15 protein-coding genes and 2 pseudogenes are annotated in these 22,744 nt (G+C 72.6%); all 17 read right to left on the bottom strand.

Annotation, left to right across the window (positions count from 1 at the left end; all coding sequences use genetic code 11):
* Positions 1–122 precede the first annotated feature (122 nt).
* Entirely contained in the window at positions 123–1,247 is a 1,125-nt protein-coding gene (locus tag AB1460_RS06365) for an acetate/propionate family kinase (protein WP_368959741.1), read from the bottom strand.
* Positions 1,248–1,326: 79 nt separating this feature from the next.
* Complete coding sequence (locus tag AB1460_RS06370) at positions 1,327–3,735, bottom strand: phosphoketolase (protein ID WP_368959676.1); 2,409 nt, start codon at positions 3,733–3,735, stop codon at positions 1,327–1,329.
* A gap of 205 nt (positions 3,736–3,940) precedes the next feature.
* On the bottom strand, positions 3,941–4,675 hold the full coding sequence (gene thyX, locus AB1460_RS06375) for an FAD-dependent thymidylate synthase (protein WP_368959742.1): 735 nt from the start codon (positions 4,673–4,675) through the stop codon (positions 3,941–3,943).
* A gap of 725 nt (positions 4,676–5,400) precedes the next feature.
* Positions 5,401–6,720 (bottom strand): histidine--tRNA ligase, encoded by a 1,320-nt coding sequence (hisS, locus tag AB1460_RS06380; RefSeq protein ID WP_368959677.1) that lies wholly within the window; start codon positions 6,718–6,720, stop codon positions 5,401–5,403.
* A gap of 175 nt (positions 6,721–6,895) precedes the next feature.
* Positions 6,896–9,580, bottom strand: coding sequence for a hypothetical protein (locus tag AB1460_RS06385; protein WP_368959678.1), 2,685 nt, complete (start codon positions 9,578–9,580; stop codon positions 6,896–6,898).
* Positions 9,581–9,667: 87 nt separating this feature from the next.
* Positions 9,668–11,488, bottom strand: a complete 1,821-nt coding sequence (locus AB1460_RS06390) for an Hsp70 family protein (protein ID WP_368959679.1) — start codon at positions 11,486–11,488, stop codon at positions 9,668–9,670.
* Between the two features lie 105 nt (positions 11,489–11,593).
* Positions 11,594–12,337, bottom strand: a complete 744-nt coding sequence (gene dapB, locus AB1460_RS06395; RefSeq protein WP_368959680.1) for a 4-hydroxy-tetrahydrodipicolinate reductase — start codon at positions 12,335–12,337, stop codon at positions 11,594–11,596.
* A 95-nt stretch (positions 12,338–12,432) separates the two neighbouring features.
* Positions 12,433–13,836: a M16 family metallopeptidase gene (locus tag AB1460_RS06400; protein WP_368959681.1), complete on the bottom strand. Its 1,404-nt coding sequence runs from the start codon at positions 13,834–13,836 to the stop codon at positions 12,433–12,435.
* Between the two features lie 43 nt (positions 13,837–13,879).
* Complete coding sequence (locus AB1460_RS06405; protein WP_368959682.1) at positions 13,880–16,069, bottom strand: polyribonucleotide nucleotidyltransferase; 2,190 nt, start codon at positions 16,067–16,069, stop codon at positions 13,880–13,882.
* A gap of 249 nt (positions 16,070–16,318) precedes the next feature.
* Positions 16,319–16,588 (bottom strand): 30S ribosomal protein S15, encoded by a 270-nt coding sequence (gene rpsO / locus AB1460_RS06410; protein ID WP_018640655.1) that lies wholly within the window; start codon positions 16,586–16,588, stop codon positions 16,319–16,321.
* Positions 16,589–16,899: 311 nt separating this feature from the next.
* Positions 16,900–18,112, bottom strand: a pseudogene (locus AB1460_RS06415) (RNA-guided endonuclease TnpB family protein).
* 56 nt (positions 18,113–18,168) lie between these two features.
* Positions 18,169–18,255 (bottom strand): annotated as a pseudogene (locus AB1460_RS06420) (IS607 family transposase); the annotation flags it as partial.
* A 203-nt stretch (positions 18,256–18,458) separates the two neighbouring features.
* A complete protein-coding gene (locus AB1460_RS06425; RefSeq protein ID WP_368959683.1) occupies positions 18,459–19,388 on the bottom strand; it encodes a bifunctional riboflavin kinase/FAD synthetase in 930 nt (309 codons plus the stop codon).
* Between the two features lie 116 nt (positions 19,389–19,504).
* On the bottom strand, positions 19,505–20,362 hold the full coding sequence (truB, locus tag AB1460_RS06430) for a tRNA pseudouridine(55) synthase TruB (protein WP_368959684.1): 858 nt from the start codon (positions 20,360–20,362) through the stop codon (positions 19,505–19,507).
* A 127-nt stretch (positions 20,363–20,489) separates the two neighbouring features.
* Positions 20,490–21,575: a DHH family phosphoesterase gene (locus tag AB1460_RS06435; RefSeq protein ID WP_368959685.1), complete on the bottom strand. Its 1,086-nt coding sequence runs from the start codon at positions 21,573–21,575 to the stop codon at positions 20,490–20,492.
* Positions 21,572–22,126, bottom strand: a complete 555-nt coding sequence (rbfA, locus tag AB1460_RS06440; RefSeq protein WP_368959686.1) for a 30S ribosome-binding factor RbfA — start codon at positions 22,124–22,126, stop codon at positions 21,572–21,574. Before rbfA ends, AB1460_RS06435 begins: the two co-directional genes overlap by 4 nt.
* A 209-nt stretch (positions 22,127–22,335) precedes the next feature.
* Complete coding sequence (locus tag AB1460_RS06445) at positions 22,336–22,677, bottom strand: DUF503 domain-containing protein (RefSeq protein WP_368959687.1); 342 nt, start codon at positions 22,675–22,677, stop codon at positions 22,336–22,338.
* Positions 22,678–22,744 lie beyond the last annotated feature (67 nt).

Raw genomic sequence — 22,744 nt, forward strand, 5'->3', positions numbered from 1 at the left:
TCCCCCGCCCACCACACCTTCACCAACACCTCCTCGACATCCTCGGCGTCGACCCGACCCGACCACCTTGATCACCAGTCAGGCAGGTCGAAGCATCGAATCCCCATGTGCGGAAGACCCGGCTAGCCTCCGGGGCGGGCCGGCAGGTAGGCGCGCGCGGCGCGGGCGATCTCGATGTCCTCGCGAGCCTCGATGACCAGGGTGCGCACGGGTGCGCCGGGAGCACTGATCTCCAGGTCTCCGCGCTGGTAGGAGTCGCTGCGCGCCTCGTCGATCGCGACTCCCAGGAAGCCGAGCCCGGCCGCCGCGCCCGACCGAACCGGGGCGGCGCGCTCACCCACCCCGCCGGTGAGGACCAGTGCGTCCATCCCCCCGAGGGCGGCGGCCATCGCGGCCGTCTCCGCGCGCAGCCGGTGCAGGTACACGGCGAGACCCAGCGCCTCCGGGCTGCCCGGGCGCCGGGCTCCGTCGAGCACGGCCCGCATGTCCGCCGAGCCGACCAGGCCGGTCATGCCACTGTGGTGGAACAGGGCGTCGGTGAGCTCCTCGGCGGATATCCCCTGCTCGGTCTGCAGCCACAGCAGCAGGCCGGGGTCCACCGTCCCGGACCGGGTGGCCATCACCATTCCTTCCAGCGGGGTGAAGCCCATGGTCGTGTCGATGCTCACACCGTCGCGGACGGCGGCCAGTGAGGCGCCCGAGCCCAGGTGGGCGGTGACCACCCGGCGGGCACCGGTCAGTTCGGCGGCGCGGCGCGAGGCGTAGGCGTGGGAGAGGCCGTGGAAGCCGTAGCGGCGCACCCCGTACTCCTCCCGCCAGCGCGCCGGCACCGCGTAGGTGAAGGCCTCGGGCGGCATCCGTGCGTGGAACGCGGTGTCGAAACAGGCGACCCGCGGCACCCCGGGGAGAGCCGCCGACACGTCGGCGAGCGCGGCCAACGCCGCGGGCTGGTGCAGCGGCGCCAACGGGACGAGCGCCCGTAGCTGCCCCTCCACCTCGTCGTCGACCAGGACCGGGTCGGTGAAGACCGATCCGCCGTGCACCACCCGGTGACCGGTGATCGCGACTTCACCGGCGTGCGCGAGCTCCTCGACCGCCCGCTCCAGCTCGTCGGGGTCCGGCCGGCCGGCGGCGGCCCGCAGGTCGTGTGCGGCCAGCACCTGGTCATCCGGGGCCAGCAGGCGCAGTTTCACACTGGACGACCCCGCGTTGACAACCAGGACGTTCCCCGGCCTGTCGGGAGGCATCGCCGACGCGGGGGCGGACGGCGCTCCCGCCGTCGCGGCGCCCGCCCGGTCCGTGGCCCTGGTCATTCTGGATCCGCTCTCAGTACGGCCAGACCCAGTCGCGGATGCGTGGGTCGTCCACTCCATGGTCACGGGTGTAGGCGCGGGCGGCGAGGCGCGCGTCGACCATCCGCTGCCGGACGTGCGCGGCCCGCGCGCCCAGGCTCTCCACCCGGTCGATCACATCCACGACCAGGTGGTAACGGTCGAGGTTGTTCATCATCACCATGTCGAAGGGCGTGGTGGTCGTGCCCTCCTCGATGTAGCCCCGGACATGCAGGTTGTTGTGGTTGCGGCGGCGGTAGGTGAGCCGGTGGATCAGCCACGGATAGCCGTGGTAGGCGAAGATGACCGGCCGGTCCTCGGTGAACAGCGCGTCGAACCGGGCGTCGGAGATGCCGTGCGGGTGCTCTGCCTCGTCCTGCAGGCACATCAGGTCGACGACGTTGACGACCCGGACCTTCAGATCCGGAAAGTGCTGGCGCAGGATGTCGACCGCGGCCAGCGTCTCCAGGGTCGGGATGTCGCCGGCGCAGGCCATCACGACGTCCGGATTGCCGTCGCCGTGCTCGGTGTGATCGTTGCTCGCCCAGTCCCAGATGCCCAGCCCGCGGGTGCAGTGGGCGATCGCGTCCGGCATCGGCAGGTAGTTCAGGGCTGACTGCTTGCCGGCGACGATCACGTTGATGTAGTGCCTGCTGCGCAGGCAGTGGTCGGCGACCGAGAGCAGCGTGTTCGCGTCCGGCGGCAGATAGACGCGGATGATCTCTGCCTTCTTGTTGACCACGTGGTCGATGAAGCCCGGGTCCTGGTGCGAGAAACCGTTGTGGTCCTGGCGCCAGACGTGACTCGTGAGCAGGTAGTTCAGCGACGCGATCGGCCGGCGCCACGGGATGTTCAGCGTCGTCTTCAACCACTTGGCGTGCTGGTTCACCATCGAGTCGACGATGTGGATGAACGCCTCGTAGCAGGAGAAGAACCCGTGCCGGCCGGTGAGCAGGTACCCCTCCAGCCAGCCCTGGCACAGGTGCTCGGAGAGCACCTCCATCACCCGGCCGTCGGGCGCGAGATCCTCGTCGGTCGGGACGACCTCCGCGTTCCAGGCACGCGCGGTGGTCTCGAACAGCGCGCCCAGCCGGTTCGACGCGGTCTCGTCCGGCCCCATGACCCGGAACGTGTTCGGGTTGGCGCGCATGACGTCACGCAGGAAACCACCGAGGACCCGGGTCGCCTCGCTCCAGCCGATCCCTGGCGACGGGAAGTCGACGGCGTAGTCGCGGAAGTCGGGCAGGGTCAGGTCGCGCAGCAGCTCGCCGCCGTTGGCGTGCGGGTTGGCGCTCATCCGGCGGGTGCCCACCGGCGCCAGTGCCGCGAGTTCCGGCCGGAGCCGCCCGTCGGCCTCGAACAGCTCCCACGGCCGGTAGCCGCGCAGCCAGGCCTCGAGCTGGGCGAGGTGCGCCGTGTCGTTCTTCGGATCGGAAAGCGGAACCTGATGGGAGCGCCAGTTCCCCTCGACCGGCTTCCCGTCCACGTTCGCCGGGCCCGTCCAGCCTTTCGGCGTGCGCAGAATGATCATCGGCCAGGCCGGGCGGGACGGATCACCGAGCCGGCGCGCCCGGTCCTGGATGCCGTGGATCCGCTCGATCGCGGTGTCGAGCACGTGGGCGAACTGCTGGTGTACCTCGGCCGGGTCATCGCCGGTCACGTACAGCGGCTCGTAGCCGTAGCCGCGCATCAGCGCGTCGAGCTCGCTCTCCGGGATCCGGGCCAGGACCGTCGGCTGGGCGATCTTGTATCCGTTGAGGTGCAGGATCGGTAGCACCACCCCGTCACGGACGGGGTCGAGAAACTTGTTCGAGTGCCAGCTCGCCGCGAGCGGCCCCGTCTCGGCCTCACCGTCGCCGACGACCGCGGCCACCAGCAGGTGCGGGTTGTCGAACGCGGCCCCGTAGGCGTGGGTGAGGGCGTAGCCGAGCTCACCGCCCTCGTGGATGGAGCCGGGCACCTCCGGGGCGACATGGCTGGGGATCCCGCCCGGGAAGGAGAACTGGCGGAACAGCCGGCGCATCCCGGCCAGGTCCTGGGTGATGGACGGGTAGGTCTCGCTGTAGGTGCCCTCGAGGTAGGTGTTCGCCACGATGGCCGGCCCGCCGTGGCCCGGGCCGATCACGTAGATCGCGTCCAGGTCGTGGTGACGGATGATCCGGTTGAGGTGGGTGTAGATCAGGTTCAGACCGGGCGTGGTGCCCCAGTGGCCCAGCAGCCGCGGCTTGATGTGCTCGGCCCGCAGCGGCTCGGCCAGCAGTGGGTTGTCCAGCAGGTAGATCTGCCCCACCGCCAGGTAGTTGGCGGCCCGCCAGTACGCGTCGAGCAGGCGCAGTTCGTCGGCCGCCAGCGGCTTCGGTGTCACCACCTCGGACCCCGCGCCGATCTCGGCAACGTCGACCATGCCTGCCCTCCCCTGCCCGGCCCGCTCCGGCGCCGTTGCCCGCGCGCTCGTCCCACCGCTCGACCCCATCATCGTGCGCCGCGCTCCTGCCCGAACACTGATCCATTGTGAGGACGAATCTGGTTATCTCCGCCCGCGCACCGGCGAGGCGAACGTCGGCGGTCTCCGAGCCGAAGGGCCCTTGCGGCCGGGCCGGGGCGCCGGTTCAGCCTTCGCCGACGAGCGGGCTGGACGCCACCTCGGTACCGTCATCCAGCGCGCTGAGCCGGAAGTCGGCGAACACGTTCGGCGCCACGCCCTGCAGCGCTCGGAGCACCGCGACCGCCAGGCCGCGGATCTCGACATCGGCGTGCTCACTGGCACGCATGCCGATGAAGTGCCGCCAGGCGCGGTAGTTGCCGGTCACGACGATCCTGGTCTCGGTGGCGTTCATCAGCACCGACCGGGCCGCCTGCCGGGCCTGCTTGCGCCGTGACGTCGGCGCGGAGACGTCGGCGAAGCGCTTCTCGAGGCCCTCCAGCAGCCGGGCGTACGCCTCCATCGAGGCGGCCGCCGCCTCGGTGAAGAGCTCGTGCAGCTCCGGGTCCTCAGCGATCACCGCCGGTTCGACCAGGGCCGCGTCGTGCTCGGGGACGTAGCGCTGCGACAGCTGGCTGTAGGAGAAGTGCCGGTGCCGCACCAGCTCGTGGGTGAGGCTGCGCGACACCCCGGTGATGTACAGCGACACCGTCCCGTGCTCCAGCACCGACAGATGCCCGACGTCGAGGATGTGCCGGAGGTAGCCGGCGTTGGTCGCCGTCGCCGGGTTCGGCTTGTTCCAGCTCTGGTAGCAGGCCCGCCCGGCGAACTCGGCCAGCGCCTGGCCGCCGTCGGCGTCGGTGCTCCACGGGACGTCGTCCGGCGGGAGGAACTCGGTGCGGGCGATCACCTGGACCCGCAGCCCGGCCTGCGCCGGACCGCTCCCTGGCCCGGACCCGGATCCAGCCCCGCTCCCACCGGCTCCGCCCGGCACTCCGACATCCACCACAGCGACCTCCACCCCGTTGCCCCGACGGTCCTGACGATTTCCCGTTGGTCTGACGGTTTCCCCCGACGGTCTGACTGCCGGAACCAGCGCCCGGCGGGCACCGGCGACTGCCATCCCACGGTATCCGCTCTCCGCGGCCCGTCAGGAACCGGAGTCGAACGGGGACAAGGGGACCACCACGCCCCCGGCCCTCCGGTGGCGATCTCCTGCGGGGCGGCATCGGCATGCACCGGACCGGTTACGTTCGAACCGCCCAACCGACCCGTGTCGCCACCCACTTACCCGTCCGGTGACCCGTACGGAACACCGCGGTGGAGGCGGCGGCGCACCGTGGTACACCGGATGTGGGCGCCTCGCCGCGGTCGGCGGGGGGTCCGGTGCTCGCCCGGCAGGCGCTGCACGGCCAGGGGTCTCCGCCCCCGTCAGCTCCTGGTCGAGCTCCACGCCGGCGGCGCGGGCACCGCGTCTGCCACGCGGCCGCGACCGCCGGTCGGCCCGTCTCCCGCGCCGCCGACCGGCGCCGCGGTCGCGTGGAAGGCCATCGCCCGCACGGGCGGCCACCGCCCGCGCCGAAGGACCTGCCGTGTGCCAGGACCACGCGGCCAGCCACCTGTTGCGAGGCCGCGGCCGGGCCCGCCTCAGGAAGCGGGCGACCACACCGCCGGGTCCGCCGGGCTCTGCTCCCCGGTCGCCATGTTCTTCACCTCGTGTGGCCGGTCGTCCCCGAACGGCGGGAACCAGACATGCCCGATGCCCTTGCGGGAGGCGTAACGGATCTGCTTGGCGAGCTTGTCCGCCTGGTGGTAGGTCTCGACGTTGAGGCCGCGGGCCCGCAACTGCCGGGCGGTGGCCAGCGCGTCCGCCCGCCGCTCGTCGCTCGGGATCACCACCAGAACCTGGGCCGGGCTCGCCGGCCCGCCGCCGACGAGGCCCTCCGCCACCAGCTTGGCGAAGATGCGGGTGAGGCCGATCGAGATGCCGACCCCGGGCAGGTGGCGGCGGATGAAGGTCCCCGCGAGATCGTCGTAACGCCCGCCGGAACAGATGCTGCCGTAGCCCGGGGCGTCGACGAACTTCGCCTCGTAGACGGTGCCCGTGTAGTAGTCCAGCCCGCGGGCGATCGACAGGTCGGCGACGACGCTGCCGGGCGGCAGGTCCGCCAGATCGTCGAGCACCCGCGCCAGCTCGTCGAGGCCCTCGGTGAGCAGGTCGGACTTCGCCCCGAGCCGGCCGACCGCCTCGACGACCCCGGAGTCGGACCCCCGCACGTGAGCCAGGTCCAGGCAGGCCCGGGCCTGGTCCGTAGTGAGCCCGACCGGGCCGGTCAGCAGCGCCTCGACTCCGGCGGACCCGATCTTGTCGATCTTGTCGGCGGCCCGGATGACGGCCAGCGGGTCACCGATTCCCAGCCCCTCGTAGAACCCCTGCAGCACCTTGCGGTTGTTGATGTTCAGCGTCCACGCGGGCACGCCGAGCGTGGTAAGGACCTCGTGCACGATCCGGGGAAGCTCGGCATCGAAGTGCAGTGGCACCTGGTCGACGTTGATGACGTCGATGTCGCACTGGGTGAACTCCCGGAACCGCCCCTCCTGGGGCCGCTCTCCGCGCCACACCCGCTGGATCTGGTAGCGCTTGAACGGGAAGACCAGGTCGTTGAAATGCGCCGCGACGTAACGGGCGAACGGAACGGTCAGGTCGAAGTGCAGACCGAGGCGCGAGCTGTCACCGTCATCCTCTGCCTGCAGCCGCCGCAGGGTGTAGACCTCCTGCGAGGTCTCGCCCTTGGCCATCAGGGCGTCCAGCGCCTCCACCGACGGGGTCTCGACCGAGCAGAACCCGTACCGCTCGAACGTGGCGCGGATGGTGTCCAGCCAGCGGAGCTCGACCATCCGCACGTCGGGCAGCCATTCGGGAAATCCGCTGATCGGGGTGGGACGGACCACGGGCACATCGGCCATCGCCGGAACAACTCCTCTTTCTCGACACTGCGGGCGCGCGTGGCCTCCACACACGCTCATCGGACCCTGAAAGCGCGGCGATCACCGATGTCGAGACGAGAAAAGCACGACCGGAACCTTACACGCCGGCGGCTGGTGCCGTGACGGGCCGGGTTCACCCCGGTCCGTCACGGCACTAGGCAGTCCGGGCCCCTCCTGACGCACCCGTGGCGGGAGCGGCCACACCGGGCGTCGCCGCAATGACGACCAGCACGCCGGCGGCGTCCACCAGGCAGCGCCCGGCCGCCGCGCCCGCGACCACCAGCTCACCATGCGCGCGAACGCAGGCGAACAGCGCCACGTGCAGCGGGCGCGCTTCCGGCAGCGCGAAGCCGCCGTCGATGTCGTACCGCGTGTTGGTGATCTTGCGCGTGATGGAGCCGAGCTCCTGCGCGCCGGCGGGCGGCAGATCCGCACGCGCCGTCACCATCATCTCCGTGCAGCCGGACGGCCAGGTCCAGCACAGCCGCCCCGCCACCAACCGCAGGTCGGACGCCGGGTCGAGCTCATCGGCAGCGGTCCGCGGACCCGGCGGCGGGACCCGCACGTCTGTCGGGCCGGGCACCGCGTCGGGCACCGGCACCGCCTCTGCCGCCGGCACCGCCTCTGCCACCGGCACCGCGCCTGCCGCCGTGGCGGGCGCCTCGGCCGGCGCCGGAACCGGCGGAAGCCGGCCCGGCACCTGCGTCCCGCCGCCCTCCCCGGTGGCACCGGAGGCCGCCCGCTCCGGCTCGGGCACCCGCTCCTGGTCACGCGCAGGGTCCTCGCCACGCACCGGTTCCGGCCACCGAGCCGGCGCCGACCAGACGCCACCGACGCCGGCGATCACCTCGTACTCGGGGATTGACGACCCGCGGTACACGCCGCCGTCCTCGATCGAGGTGGCGGCGGTGACACCCACCGCGCGGGCGTTGCCGTCCGCGGTGATCCGCCGGATGCGGTACCGGACATCACCCGGAGTGATCGTCGGACGCCAGCTGACGACCACGGACGCGCCGTCCCACCGGGCGGACACCCCGCTCGGCGCCTCGACGACCTGCGCCTCGGCGGCGGATGGCACGACGGCAGACGAAACGGCGGCAGGGGCCGGACGGTCGTCCGCCGACACCCGCTCCTGCTCCGGGACCCGGGCCTGCCCGCGCTCCGGCTCCGGCCGCCCGCCCGAGCCCTCACCCGAACCTTCGCCCGGACCTTCGTTCGAACCGTCACCCGGGGCGGCGGCCGGTCGCTGCCGAGCCGGCCTGGCCGGCCGAGCCGGCCGCAGCGCGGCGTCGGCGTCCGGGCTGTCCGCGAGCAGGCCGTGTGCCTCCTCGTGATCTGCCACCGCGGCCAGCGCCTCCCGCGCCAGCTGGATCCGCTCCGGCCCGGGTGCCTCACGCGCGCGGCGGACGAGCTCGTCCGCCTGGGCGCAGCGCGCACGTGCCGTCGCACGTACTTCGTCGAGCACCCGTCCGCCTGGACCAGGGACGTCCGCCGCGACCCGGGCGAGGTCCTCGGTGAGGCGGGCGACTGCGCGGTGTCGGTCGGCGCCGGCCTCGGCGACGATGACCCGCCAGCTCTCCCCCGCGGCCCGGATGACCCGCTCCACCTCGTCGCCGAGCGCCCGGATGGGCGGCAGGGTCTCCCCTGCCGCCTCGCGCGCCCGGGAGATCTCGTCACTGGCCTCGATCGGCCGTCCGGCCCGGAGCGCGGCCCGGGCCCGGGAAAGCAGGGCCTGCCAGTCACGCGTACGGCCGGGCGCGGGAGCCGGCACGTCCCGCCCGGGCGGCACCACGCCGCCGCCTTCGGCGGCACCGGCACCCGCACCACCGCCGGCGCCGCCGGACCGGCGCGGCGTGTACGCCACGTCGGGTGCCTCCACGCCGTTCTCACGCGCGAGGTCGGCGACGACCGTCCGGGCCCGGGCCGGGTCGAGGCCCTCCGCCTCGGCGTGGGCGACGAACTCCGCGGCGGCCGACGCGAGCAGACGGTCCTCGATGAGGACGGCGGTGGCGACCCGCGATCGCAGCGCCGCCCTGACCGGCTCGACCAGGGCGTCGAGGTAGGCCTCCGGGTCACCCTCGACGAGGAGCGAACGGACGGCCGTCAGCAGGTCGTCCAACAGCGCGCGCCGCCGGTCCGGCCGGCGCTCGCGGTTGCGGGCCGCGGCCGCGTCGCGGACGGCCCGGATCTCCTCTCGGGTGCTTCCCGGGGAGACCCCGAGCAGATCGAACAGACTGCGCGGCGGGGTGGTCCCGGCGATCCGCCCGAGCTCGTCGAGATCGGCGCGGATCTGGCGGATCACCTCCGCGGGCACGGCCCGGCGGGCCTGCCCGGACGTCGCCCGCTCCGGCGCGCCCGCGGGGAGCAGCCGGTACCGGCGGATGCGCTGCGCGAACGCCGCCTCGTCGACGCCCTGCGCGGCGGCCAGGGCACGCAGTGCCGCGACCTTGTCCTCGGGCAGGCCGCCGAAGCGGCTCACCAGGCGGCGGACGGCGGCGTCGAGCTCGGCGAAGCGCTCGCTGTCCCGGGCCGCGCGGGCCGCGGTGACCCGTTCGGCGAGGTCGGCGCGGGACGCGGCGGTGGCCAGGGCCGACGACAGCTCGTCGTGCAGACCCAGCAGGGCGATGATCACCCCACGGTAGCGGGGATGGTCCCGGCTGCGCTGCCAGAAGGCCCAGACCTCGTCCAGGCGGGCGCGGACCTCCGCGTCACCGAGCCGGGGCGCCTCCACGACCGGGATGTCGTAGATCTCGAAGGGGTCGCTCTGCTCGGCCCCGCCGCGGGCGTGGAGCGCCGCGAGCACCCGCCGCCGGTAGTCGTTCGAGTCGAAGGGCAGCACGGTGGTCTCCCTCTCTGGCGTCGCGCTCTCCGGCCGTTCTTGTCGGGCGCTCTGTCGGGCGCCCTGCCGGTTGGCACCCAGGCCCGGCTACACCCAGCCGGGCGGGCCGCCGAGCCCGCCCTGCTCCGCGTCCGGCGGCTTCTTGCGGAGCGGGTCGCCACCGGCGCCCGGATCCGTGCCCCGCTCACGGCGGGCTCGGGCGACCTGCTCCCGCTCGCGCGCGACGTCCGCCTGGCTCAGAGCCGCGGACGTCTCGATGCGAACCGTCAGCGGCCGGTCGGCGAGCCCCTCGTGGCGTGCCGTCACCTCCAGGATGCCGTCGAACCCCATCCGGAACATGATTTCTATCTGAGTACCGGCCGGATAGCCCGGTGGAATGCCGGTGATCTCCGCGTTGGCAATGATCTTGTTGTCATCGACGCGGGCGGACTCGACGCCCCCGGCCTGCTCGACGACGTGGACGGTTACCGCGTCCTGGTCGTCGCGCACGGTGCCGAACAGCCGGCGGACGGCCACCGGCAGCCGGTCGTTGCGGTGAACGAGGAACACCGCCCGCTGATCGCCGAAACGGTCCAGCGCCAGCACCCCGAAGCCCCGGGAGACGACGTTGACGACCTGCACCTCGACGGTCCGCCGCACCCGGTCCGCGGGCAGCCCCAAGGCCTCGGCGAGGCGCCGGCACGCGGCGTCCAGGTCGGCGGGGGCGGCCGTGTCCACCGCGGCGCCGTCCACCAGCTGGCCGCGGGTGACGAGGTCGGCGGCGACCAGGCGCTCCAGCGCCTTCTTCTCCCCGTAGATCGCGGCTCCGCGCGCGACGGCCAGGTCCGGGTCGCTCAGCTCCACCGGCACGGACAGTTCGGCGGCCAGCCGCCGGGCCACGGCCGGCATCCGCGAGGCGCCCCCGACCAGCAGGACCCGGTCGACGCCGCGCACCCCGCGCTCACGGGCGGCCTCGATCGCCGACCGGGTCAGCTCGAGGGTGCGGTCGAGCAGGACCGCGGTGAGGTTCTCCACCTCGTCCCGGGTCAGGGTGACGTCCAGCGTCCTCCCGCCGTGACTGACATTGATCACGGTCGAGTCCGCGTCGGTCAGCTCACGCCGCGCGCGCTCGGCGGCGAGCTGCAGCACCTGCGCGGCCTCGCCGTCGTCGAGCGGGTCCTCGGCACCCGGGTGGGCGGCGAGGAAGCGGTCGGTGAGGAACAGGACGATCTTCTCGTCCCAGTCGGCCCCGCCCAGCTGGTGGTCACCGTCGGTCGCGACGACGGAGACCCGGCGGTCGGCGAGCTCGACGATGGTGACGTCGAAGGTTCCACCGCCCAGGTCGTAGACGAGGGCGACCTCCTCGGTGAGGACGCCGGGCCCGGCAAGGGTGCGCCGGCCCGCGACCTCGAACCGGGCGAACCCGTAGGACAGCGCGGCGGCGGTGGGCTCGTTGATGACGTCGACGACGTTCAGCCCGGCGTACTCGCCGGCCAGCACGGTGGCCCGGCGCTCCTCGTCACCGAAGTAGGCCGGAACGGTGATGACGGCGTCCCGGACCGGTTCCCCGGCGGTCATCCCGGCGTCCGAGACGAGCGCCTTGAGGATCAGCCCGCTGACCGCCGGCGCCGACCAGGCCGCCCCGTGGGTCACGAACCGCCAGTCACGGTCGCCCATCCGGCGTTTGACAAGCGAGCAGACGTCGTCGGGCCGGGCCCGGGCGAGGCGCCGGGCGGTCTCACCGGTGATGTAGTCGTCGCGGCCGACGAACAGCACCACGCTGGGCAGAATCGTCGACCCGTCCATCAGCGGGATGACCTCGGGGTCGCCGGAGGCGGACACCCTGGCCAGGCAGCTGAAGGTCGTCCCGAGGTCGATGCCGAAGACGGTCCCCGTGTTGGCCGGCCGGCCACCCGTTTGTCGTGCCACACCCGAAACCTATCCATCCGTGTGGGCGGCGGCGGACAGCGGACCGGGTGACGGCTTGGCGACACCCGGCCCCGGACCGGTGCGTGGGCCCCGGTCCGGCCTGGCTCAGCCGAGGTCGAGAAGGCTCTCCAGGCCCACGGTCAGCCCTGGATGCGCGGCCACCTGACGCACCGCGAGCAGGATGCCCGGCATGAACGAGGCGCGGTCGAGCGAGTCGTGGCGGATCGCGAGGGTTTCGCCGGCACCGCCGAGAAGCACCTCCTGGTGCGCGACCAGCCCGGCGAGCCGGACGGCGTGCACCGGCACGCCGGCGGCACGGGCCCCGCGGGCCCCGTCGAGCGCCGAGGTCGTCGCGTCCGGGCCGGCCGGGTCGAGTCCGGCGGACTTCCGGGCGGCGGCGATGAGCTCGGCAGTGCGCCGTGCCGTGCCGCTGGGCGCGTCCGCCTTGCCGGGATGGTGCAGCTCGACGATCTCCACCGATTCGAAGTACGGTGCCGCCCGGGCGGCGAAAAGCATCATCAACACGGCGGCGATGCCGAAGTTGGGTGCCACGAACACCCCGACCGACGGCTCGGCGCCCAGCCAGCCGCGCACGGTGTCGAGGCGGTCGCCGTCGAGCCCGGTCGTGCCCACCACGGCGTGGACGCCGTTGGCGACCGCCCAGCGCAGGTTGTCCATGACCGCGTCGGGATGGGTGAAGTCGACGACCACGTCCGCCTTCGCAAGCGGAGCGCGGTCGTCGCCGGCGTCGGCCTCGGCCACCAGCTCCAGATCCGGCGCTTCCCGGACAGCCGAGCACACCGTGGCGCCCATCCGGCCACGGGAGCCGAGCACACCGACACCAATCACTTCGCGCCCCTCACAGGTGCCGGCCCCGCGACACAGGCCGCGGGGCCGGGTGATCATCAAAGCTCACTGCTGACTGCCAGCTCACGGCTGACGACTCAGCGGGCGACCGCGGCACTGAAGTCGTGGTCGTCGAACGGGCCGATGACGCCCAGCGACCACGGCTGGTCGACGAGCTCGCCGGCGAGGGCCCGCACGTCGTCCAGGGTGACAGCCTCGACCCGGGCCAGCACCTCGTCCACCGAGAGGATCTCGCCGTGGACGAGCTCGGACTTCCCGAGCCGGGACATCCGCGACCCGGTGTCCTCCAGGTTGAGCACGAGCCCGCCGCGGTTCTGCCCGCGGGCCCGGTCGAGCTCCTCCGCGGTGATGCCGTGCTCGGCGATCTGGTGCACCTGCTCGCGGCAGATCTCCAGGACGTCGTCGGCGCGGCCCGGCGTGCAGCCCGCGTACACCCCGAACAGACCGGCGTCGGCGAACTGGTTGTCGAACGAGTAGACCGAGTAGGCCAGGCCCCGCTTCTCCCGGACCTCCTGGAACAGCCGCGAGCTCATCCCGCCGCCCAGGGCCTGGGACAGCAGCCCGAGCGCGTAGCGGCGCGGGTCGTGCCGGGACAGGCCGGTCGTGCCGAGCACGACGTGGGCCTGCTCGGTCGGCCGGTTGGCCACGACGATCCCCGGCGGGGGCGGGAACGGGTAGTCACCGCGGCGGACGTCCTGCGTCCGTGCCGGCCCACCGAGGTGGTCGGCGAACGCCCTGGTCACCCGGTCGAGGGCGTGGTCGTGGTCGAGGTTGCCCGCGATCGAGATCACCAGCGCCGGTGGCGCGTAGTGCTCGCGGTAGTAGTCGAAGATCGTCTCCCGGCCGAGGGCCTGGATCGTCTCGACCGTGCCGAGCACCGGCCGGCCCAGTACCGACGACCCGAGGACGGCATCCGCGAAGACGTCGTGCACGACGTCACCCGGGTCGTCCTCGTGCATGGCGATCTCCTCGAGGATCACGCCGCGCTCGGCCTCGACGTCGTCCGCGGTCACCAGCGAGTTGGCGACCATGTCGCAGACGACGTCGACGGCCAGGCCCAGGTCGTCGTCGAGGACCCGGGCGTAGTAGCAGGTGTACTCCTTGTTCGTGAAGGCGTTGAGATCCCCGCCGACCGCCTCGATGGCAGCGCTGATTGTCAGCGCGTCCCGGGTCGGGGTGCCCTTGAACAGCAGGTGCTCCAGGTAGTGCGAGCAGCCGCCGGTCAGGGGCGTCTCGTCGCGGGACCCCACACCGACCCAGACGCCGATGGCCACCGAGCGGACCCCGGGCACCTTCTCCGTGATGACCCGCAGGCCGCCCGGCAGGACGGTGCGGCGCACCGTCCCGGCGAGCAGCTCCGCGGTGCCACCGCCCGCCGCGAGCAGGTCGGCGACACGGCCCGGCTGCGGGCCGGAGGTGACCTCCGGCCCGCCCGTGGCCTGCGTGCGCCCGCCAGAGGAGGACAGTTCCGTCTCCGTCACAGTGCTCCTGTCAGGAGGAGGACCCCCGCGTACACGGGGTGACTCAGGACTCGACGGCAACCGCGTCGGAGGCCTCCGCCCCGGGCGCGAGGCTGATCTTGCCGCGGGCGTCGATCTCGGTGATCTCCACCTGCAGCTTCTGGCCCACCGACAGGACGTCCTCCACCTTCTCCACCCGCTTGCCGCCCGCGAGCTGCTTGAGCTTGCTCACGTGGAGCAGGCCGTCCTTGCCCGGGGTCAGTGACACGAAGGCACCGAAGTTGGTGATCTTGACGATGGTGCCGAGGTAGCGCTCCCCCACCTCGGGCATCTGCGGGTTGGCGATCGCGTTGATCGCGGAGCGGGCGGTCTCCGCCGACGGCCCGTCGGCGGCGCCGATGTAGATCGTGCCGTCGTCCTCGACCGTGATCTCGGCGCCGGAGTCGGCCTGGATCTGGTTGATCATCTTGCCCTTGGGCCCGATGACCTCACCGATCTTGTCGACCGGAATCTTCACCGAGATGACCCGCGGCGCGTGCGCGGACATCTCGTCCGGCTCGCCGATGGCCTCGGCCATCACTTCCAGGATCGTCAGCCGGGCCGCCCGAGCCTGCTGCAGGGCCGCCGCCAGCACCGACGCGGGGATGCCGTCGAGCTTGGTGTCGAGCTGCAGGGCGGTGACGAAGTCCCGGGTACCGGCGACCTTGAAGTCCATGTCACCGTAGGCGTCCTCGGCACCGAGGATGTCGGTGAGGGTGACGAAGGAGTCACCCTCCTTGATCAGGCCCATCGCGATGCCGGCCACCGGCGCCTTCAGCGGCACACCCGCGTTGAGCAGCGACAGCGTGCTCGCGCACACCGAGCCCATGCTGGTCGAGCCGTTCGAGCCCAGCGCCTCGGAGACCTGGCGGATCGCGTAGGGGAACTCCTCGCGGCTGGGCAGCACCGGCAGCAGCGCCCGCTCGGCGAGCGCGCCGTGGCCGATCTCGCGACGCTTGGGCGAGCCGACCCGGCCCGTCTCCCCGGTGGAGTACGGCGGGAAGTTGTAGTTGTGCATGTAGCGCTTGGTGCGCTCCGGGTTGAGCGTGTCGACGGTCTGCTCCATCCGCAGCATCGCCAGCGTCGTGACGCCGAGGATCTGCGTCTCGCCCCGCTCGAACAGCGCCGAGCCGTGCACCCGCGGGATGTAGTCGACCTCGGCCGACAACTCCCGGATCTCGGTCGTCGACCGGCCGTCGATACGCACGCCGTCGGCGACGATCCGCGAGCGGACCAGCTTCTTGGTCAGTGCCCGGTAGGCCGGGCCGATCTCCTTGTCGCGGCCCTCGAACTGGCCGGAGACCTTCTCGACCGCCAGCGCGCGGACCCGCTCAAGCTCGGTCTCGCGCTCGGTCTTGCCCGCGATGCGCAGCGCCGCCGCGAGCTCCTCGCCCACAGCCGCGGTCATCGACTCCAGCACGTCGTCGTGGTAGTCGACGAAGACCGGGAACTCGCGCCGCGCCTTGGCCGCGCCAGCGGCGAGCTCGCTCTGCGCCCGGCACAGCTCGCGGATCGCGGGCTTCGCCGCCTCCAGGCCCGCCGCGACGACCTCCTCGGTCGGCGCCGCGGCACCGCCCGCGAGCAGGTTGACGGTGCCCGGGGTGGACTCCGCCTCGACCATCATGATCGCGACGTCGGAGCCGTCCTCCAGGACGCGGCCGGCCACGACCATGTCGAACGTGGCCCGCTCCAGCTCGGGGTGGGTCGGGAAGGCGATCCACTCACCGTCGACGAACCCGACCCGGGTCGCGCCGATCGGGCCGCTGAACGGCAGGCCCGCCAGCATCGTCGACGCACTCGCCGCGTTGATCGCGACGACGTCGTAGAGGGTCTCCGGGTCCAGCGCCAGCACGGTCGCGACGACCTGGATCTCGTTGCGCAGCCCCTTCGCGAACGACGGGCGCAGCGGGCGGTCGATCAGCCGGCAGGTCAGGATCGCGTCCTCGCTGGGACGCCCCTCGCGGCGGAAGAACGATCCGGGAATGCGCCCGGCCGCGTACATCCGCTCCTCGACGTCCACCGTGAGCGGGAAGAAGTCCAGCTGCTCCTTCGGCGACCGGCTCACTGTCGTCGCCGACAGGACCATGGTGTCGCCCAGGTGAGCGACCACCGCACCGGCGGCCTGCCTGGCCAGCCGGCCGGTCTCGAACCGCACCGTGCGGGTTCCGGCCGGTGTCGTGATGACCGCCTCGGCCGCCTGTGTCGAGTCGTCCACTCGATACTCCATCCTCATCGTGGGCCGTGCCCGCGCCATCGAGGATGCCGGTGCTCAGTCGAAGTCTCCGGGGCCGGCGCCGGTGGGCACCGTCCAGGCGGCCACGACCGAGGACCGGCGGCTCATGCCGCGCGGACCCGGCCAGGTCCTGCGACCGCCGGGCGACCGAGTGCCGCCGACGGCCCGACGCCCCGGTATCTACCCCGGATGCGCCGGAGGGAGCGCCACCGGGGCGCTCCCTCTTGTTGACTATCGGCGCAGACCGAGTCGTTCGATCAGTGCGCGATAGCGGTTGATGTCTGTCTTCGACAGGTAGTTCAGCAGCCGGCGCCGACGCCCGACCAGCAGGAGAAGCCCGCGGCGGCTGTGGTGGTCGTGCTTGTGGACCTTCAGGTGCTCCGTCAGGTCACTGATGCGACGGGTCAGCATCGCCACCTGGACCTCGGGCGAACCGGTGTCCCGTTCGACCGTGGCGTAGTCCGACATGATCTTCTGCTTGACGTCGCTAGAGAGCGGCACGCTCCACCTCGTTCCTCGTCCGGGGCGGCGCGCGCCCGGGGTCTTCTCCACCCGGACATCCCGCCGGTGTCAGCCACCGGAGGTCGCACCGCCGCCGGCGGCCCCGGGCCCTCGGCACCTCACCGAAACCCGCTCCGACCACCGCCGGACCCCGGCGACCGCTGAACACCATCAGCTGCAAGTCACCAGCTGTACACCATCAGCAACCACCGCGAGTCGACCATCCGGCACGCCGTCACCGGACACACCGCTCCCGCCTGAGGGGGAAGCTTATCAACCGTTGCGGATCGATGAGCAGCAGCGCTCGCCGTTCACGCCGCCGGCACTTGCGCGCCGGCACCCCTGGTCTGACCGGCCTTGGCCGTGCCAGGTTCCCGCTTCGTAGCCACCTGCCGGACGAGTGTGGTCTTACGGTCGGCTCCACGGGCGTTTCGCGTCTCCGACGTACTGGCGGCGACGAGGTGTGCCAGGTTGATCGCGGCGTTGGCGTCGCGGTCGAGGGCCAGTCCGCAGGACTGGCAGCGGAAGGTGCGGTCGGCCGGGGTCAGACTTGGGTTTCGCCAACCACAGCCGGAACAGGTCTTCGAGCTTGGGTACCAGCGATCCGCGACGTGCAGCGTCGAGCCGTACCACCCGGTCTTGTAGGCAAGCTGACGGCGGATCTGCGTGAAGCCGGTGGTGGAGACGGCCTTCGCGAGGCGCCGGTTGCGGACCATTGCGGTGACGTTGAGGTCTTCCACGACCACGACGTCGTGGGTCTTCGCGAGCCGGGTCGTGAGCTTGTGGAGCCCGTCGCGCCGCTGGTCGGCGATCCGGGCGTGGACACGAGCCAGTGCGGCGGCGCGCTGGCGGCGCCCAGCACTGCCGGGCTCCGACCGGGCGTGGGCCCGGGCCGCCCGGCGCAGTTTCCGCTCGGCACGCTCGTAGTGCTTCGGGTTGGGAACCGTCTCGCCCGTCGGCAGGACAGCGAGGTGTTTCACGCCCAGGTCGACCCCGACCGTCCCGGCCGTCTGCCAGACGGCCGGTGAGCGCGTCGGTCGGCTCGTGGACTCTGACCCGGCCGATCCGGGGGAGCTTCACGTGGGTCGCGTCGGCGGGGCCGTAGGCGCCGGTCGTGTAGCGGAACGAGTCGCGGGTCTTCCCGCGCTTCTTGAACCGGGGAAAGCCGACCCGCCGGCCCCTGCGTTGTCCCCTGCGGGAATCGCTGAAGTTCGTCAACGCGCGGGCAAGCTGGTCCAGGCCGGCGGAGAACGCCTCCTTCGAGCACGCGTCCCACCACGGCGCGATCTCCCGCTTGGCCGCGTTCCACGCGCGGCGGAGCGCGGGAAGCGTCCACGGCACCGGGGTCAGCCCCTCGCCGGTGACGCCGTAGGTCGCCTCGGCCGCGCGCTGCGACAACGCCGCCTTCACCCGGGCCAGACCCCAGTTGTAGGCGAACCTCGACGCACCCGCGTGCCGGCGCAGGCCAGCGAGTTGGCTGTCGTTCGGGTCGAGGGCGAAGCGGTATGCCTGCAGTGTCTTCATCCGGCGCAGACCTCGGTGATGACCGTGCCGACGGTCCGGTTCTGGCTGGCAGTCCGGTTCTGGCTGGCAACCCAGGTGACGATTCGGGCGACCTGCCGGTCAAGGTCCGGCTTCTGGTCGGCGGACGAGACACGGGCATACACCGCCGCTGTCTCCGACGGGGCCGGTCGCGCGGACTGGTCCACGCCGCAACTATATGGCACCTACTGGCAGCACCTGGCGCTACACCGACGGCAGCTTCACTCCCCGTCCCCGCACCCCGCCCGCCGGTCCCTCCGATTCCTGCCGCGGTCCCAGGACTCCTGCCGCCGTCCAGCCGCGGGACCGATCCGGGCTCCGGCCCGGGTCAGACGGGAAGGGTGGCCGTCCTGGTCGCGTCGACGTCCCGGCCCATCTGCTCGACGAGCTCGTCGACGGAGTCGAAACGCAGGGTCGGACGCAGCAGGCGGGTGAACTCGTAGGTCATGTACTCGCCGTAGAGATCGCCGTCGAAGTCGAGCAGGAACGCCTCGACCCTGCGCTCCCGCCCCTCGAACGTCGGGTTCGTACCGATCGAGATCGCGGCGGCCCGACGCTGGTCGGACCAGCTCGCGAACCCCGCGTAGACGCCGTCGGCGGGCACCGCCGACCACGGTGTGCACTGCAGGTTCGCGGTCGGGTAGCCGATCGTGCGGCCACGGGCGTCACCGTGCACCACCACGCCCTCGACCCGGTGCGGCCGGCCGAGCGCCACCGCGGCACCCTCGACGTCGCCCGCGGCGACCCGGCGGCGGATCTCGGTGGAGGACAACACCTTCTCGTCCGCGCGCACCAGACCGATCCCCTCCACCGCGAAGCCCTCCGCCGCCCCGCTGCGGGCCAGCGTCTGCACCGTGCCGGCCGCGCGGTGGCCGTAGGTGAAGTTCTCCCCCACGACCACGGTGGACGCCCGCAGCCGACCCACCAGCACCTGGCGGACGAACTCCTCCGCCGGGATCCGGCTGAACTCCAGGGTGAACGGGGCGACGCAGAGCGCGTCGACACCGATGGCCGCGAGCAGCTCCGCCTTGTAACGCAGGGTGGTCAGCTGCGCGGGATGCGTACCCGGGCGCAGGACCTCGGCGGGATGCGGGTCGAACGTCAGCACCGTCGCCTGCTGCCCGCGTTCCCGGGCAAGCTCGACGGCCCGCCCGATGATCCGGCGGTGGCCCAGATGAACGCCGTCGAAGAAGCCAATGGTGACGACTCCGCCGGGCCAGTCGTCCGGGGTGTTCTCGACTCCGCGCCAACGTCGCACCTGCCGAAGCCTAGGGCATCACGAATTGATCTTCGATCCGCGGCGGGTCGAGCTTCGCGTTCCCGCGACCGCCCCCGGCCGGCGCGGCGTCGACGCCGGGCGCGGAGATGCCGGTGCTACGCCGGCGCGAAGACCACGATCGGCCGGGCTGTTCCGTCCTGCTCCTCGAAGAGGGCCAGAACGGCGCCATCCGGTCCGAAGACGCCATAGGGGCCGGAACTGCCCAGTGGAGGCAGTCGCCGGCCGTGAGCGACATCACGGGCCTCGGTCACGTCGACGTCCCGGCGTGGGAAGGCCGCCGCCACCGCCGCCCCGAGCGGCAGCACTGCCGCCGGCCCACGCTCGGCCAGCTCGTCCAGCGTCACCGCCGCGGTGAGCCCGAACGGCCCGACCTCCCGCCGGCGCAGCGCGGTCAGGTGCCCCCCACAGCCGAGGGCGGCACCCAGGTCGCGGGCGAGCGCGCGGATGTACGTCCCGCTGGAACAGGCCACCACGACGTCCAGATCGCGCTCGCGCCGCGCGAGGAGGTCGAAACGGCTCACGGTGACCCGGCGGGCCGCCAGGGTGACCTCCTCGCCGGCTCGGACCCGGGCATAGGCCCGCACCCCGTTGACCTTCACCGCGCTCACACTGGACGGGACCTGGTCGATCTCCCCGGTGAGCGCCGCCATCCCCGCCGCCAGGCCAGTGGCGTCGACCTCAACCGGGCGGTCCTCGACCGGTTCGCCCTCGGCGTCGTCCGTCGTGGTGGTGCGGCCCAGGCGGATCGTCGCCTCATACACCTTCGTGGTCAGCGCCAGCCGGCCGAGCAGCCTCGTGCCGCGGCCGACGCCGAGGACCAGCACTCCGGTGGCCATCGGGTCGAGCGTCCCGGCATGACCGACGCGGCGCGTGCGCAGCGGGCGCCGTGATCGTGCCACCACGTCGTGGGACGTCCACCCCGCCGGCTTGTCGACCACGACCAGACCGTCCACGGCCGCAGCCGATGGCCGGGCCGGGGCGGACGGCGACGGCAGGGGCGAGGGCGAGGGCGACGGCGACGGCGACGGCGACGGCGACGAGGCCGGGGATTCCGCGGATTCCGGTGGGCTCACCACACGTTCACCCCGCAAGCCGGGGAGCGTGCACGATCTTCTCCCGGAACCGGGCCATCACCGTCTCGAGCGGCGCCGACGACGAGATCCCGGCGGCGAAACGATGGCCGCCACCGCCCAGGGCGGTGCAGACCGCGCCGACGTCCACCGCGCCCTTGGAACGCACCGACAGCTTCCAGACACCGCCGTCCTGCTTGCAGACGACGGCGACCTCGGCCTCGGACACCGTCCGGACCGTGTCGATGACGGCCTCGATCTCGTCGTACCCGATCCCGGCCGCGCGCAGGTCGGCCTCGGTGCACCAGGTCCAGATGAGATCGAACTCAGGCTCCAGCCGGGCCCGCTGCAGGGTCTCCCCCAGGAGCTTGAGATAGCCGAAGCGGTGGGTGTCCCAGAGTGTCCGGCCGATCAGGTCGTGCCGGACTCCGGTCGCCAGCAGGCGGGCGGCCAGCTCGTGGACGGACGGCGTCGTCGCCGCGTACCGGAAGGAACCGGTGTCCGTGGCCAGCCCCGTGTACACCGCGGTGGCCATGTCCTGGTCGAGCTCCACGCCGAGGGCGTCGATCAGCCGCACCACCAGCACGCTGGTGGACGCTGCCGCGATGTCGACCAGGTTGATGTCACCGAACAGGGTGTTGGAGGCGTGGTGGTCCACGACGAGCGAACGCGGGCCGGCGAGCCGCCGGGCCAGGCCACCGAGGCGTTCCTCGCTGCCCGCGTCCAGCGTCACGACCAGCTCCGCACCACCGCGCCCGCCCAGGTCGTCGGGTGCGACCAGCAGGTCCTGGCCGGGCAGGAAGCCCAGCGTGCGCGGGACCACGAAGGGATCCGCGTCGAACGAGACGCGGGGGCGCGCACCAAGGCGGCGCAGGGCCAGGCCGAGCGCGATCGCCGAGCCGAGGCTGTCCCCGTCCGGGTTGATGTGGGCGAGCAGCAGCACTTCCGCACCGGCGTCCGCGACGCCGCGCAGCGCCCGCACCGCGTCCTGCAGGGCCTGGGCGGATCCCGCGCCGCCCGGCGCGCCGAGCGTGGCTTCACCTGGGCCGGACGATCCCGCGCCGGATCCCGGACCCGTCGCGGAGATGACCGTCATGACGCCGACTCCCGCCACCCGCTCCGGGCCTCGTCACCGCCCACAGCATCGGGGTCCGCCCAGTCGCGGCCCGGCTCCGGCTCGACGTCGAGCTCGAGGTCGGCTTCGTCGATCTCGAGCTCGACGTCGATCTCCCGGGGCCGCCGGTAGGGGTCCGGCTCACCGGCGGGCGTAGCGTCCTGGCGCGCCCGGGCGATCTCCGCGTCCCGCCGCCGGGCGACGTCGAGCAGGTCCTCGAGGTGCTGCGTGTCCTCGGGCAGCCGGTCGTGGATGAAGGTCAGCGTCGGGGTGACCTTGACCCCGGTGGCGCGCCCGACCTGGCTGCGCAGCATCCCCCTCGCCGATTCCAACGCGGCGGCCGAGGCCTCCCGCGCATCGTCATCGCCGTACACCGTGTAGAAGATCGTCGCGTCGAGCAGGTCGGGGGTGACCCGAGCGTCCGTCACGGTCACCATTCCGAGACGGGGATCCTTCACACCGCGTTCCAGCGTGGACGCGACCACCTCACGGATGCGCACTGCCAGCCGGCGTGCGCGGGCCGGATCAGCCACCGCCCACCTCCCTCACTCACCCGGTCGACCTCGGCGGGCGGACACCACGGTGCCCGGCCGGCGCACGGTCGACACCCACCAGATTCCTGCTGCCCCCGCGGTCCAGGCACCGCACCCGGAACCGCCGGTCACGTGCGCCGCGCTCGCGACTGTGCCGCCACGCTCGTGTCCGTGTCCACAGCAGGGGCCGCTCCGTGGCACGGGACGGATCAGGGCACGCCCTGGGACGGAACCGTCTCGGGCCCGGGATGGCCGTCCACGTCATCCCCGGAGAGGAAGCGCGCCCGCGCCGAGAGAACCTCCAGCTCCGGGCGTCGCGCCACCAGGTCCTCGCAGGCGCTGATGACCTCCACGCAGTGCGCGCGGTCCGCGGCCACGACAGCCACTCCGATCTCGACGCGACGGTGCAGATCCAGGCTGCCGGTCTCCGCGGTACTCACCGCGAAACGCCGCCGGAGCTCCGCCACGACCGGCCGGACGACCGACCGTTTCTCCTTCAGCGAGTGGACATCGCCGAGAAGAATGTCCAGCGTCAGGGTCCCGATCCACATGATCTTCCCACATCCTGAATGCGCGGAGCGCCGGTGCCGGTCGGACCAGAGGTACGACCGGCACCGA

The sequence above is a fragment of the Parafrankia sp. FMc2 genome (genome assembly GCF_041008525.1).
Taxonomy (GTDB): domain Bacteria; phylum Actinomycetota; class Actinomycetes; order Frankiales; family Frankiaceae; genus Parafrankia.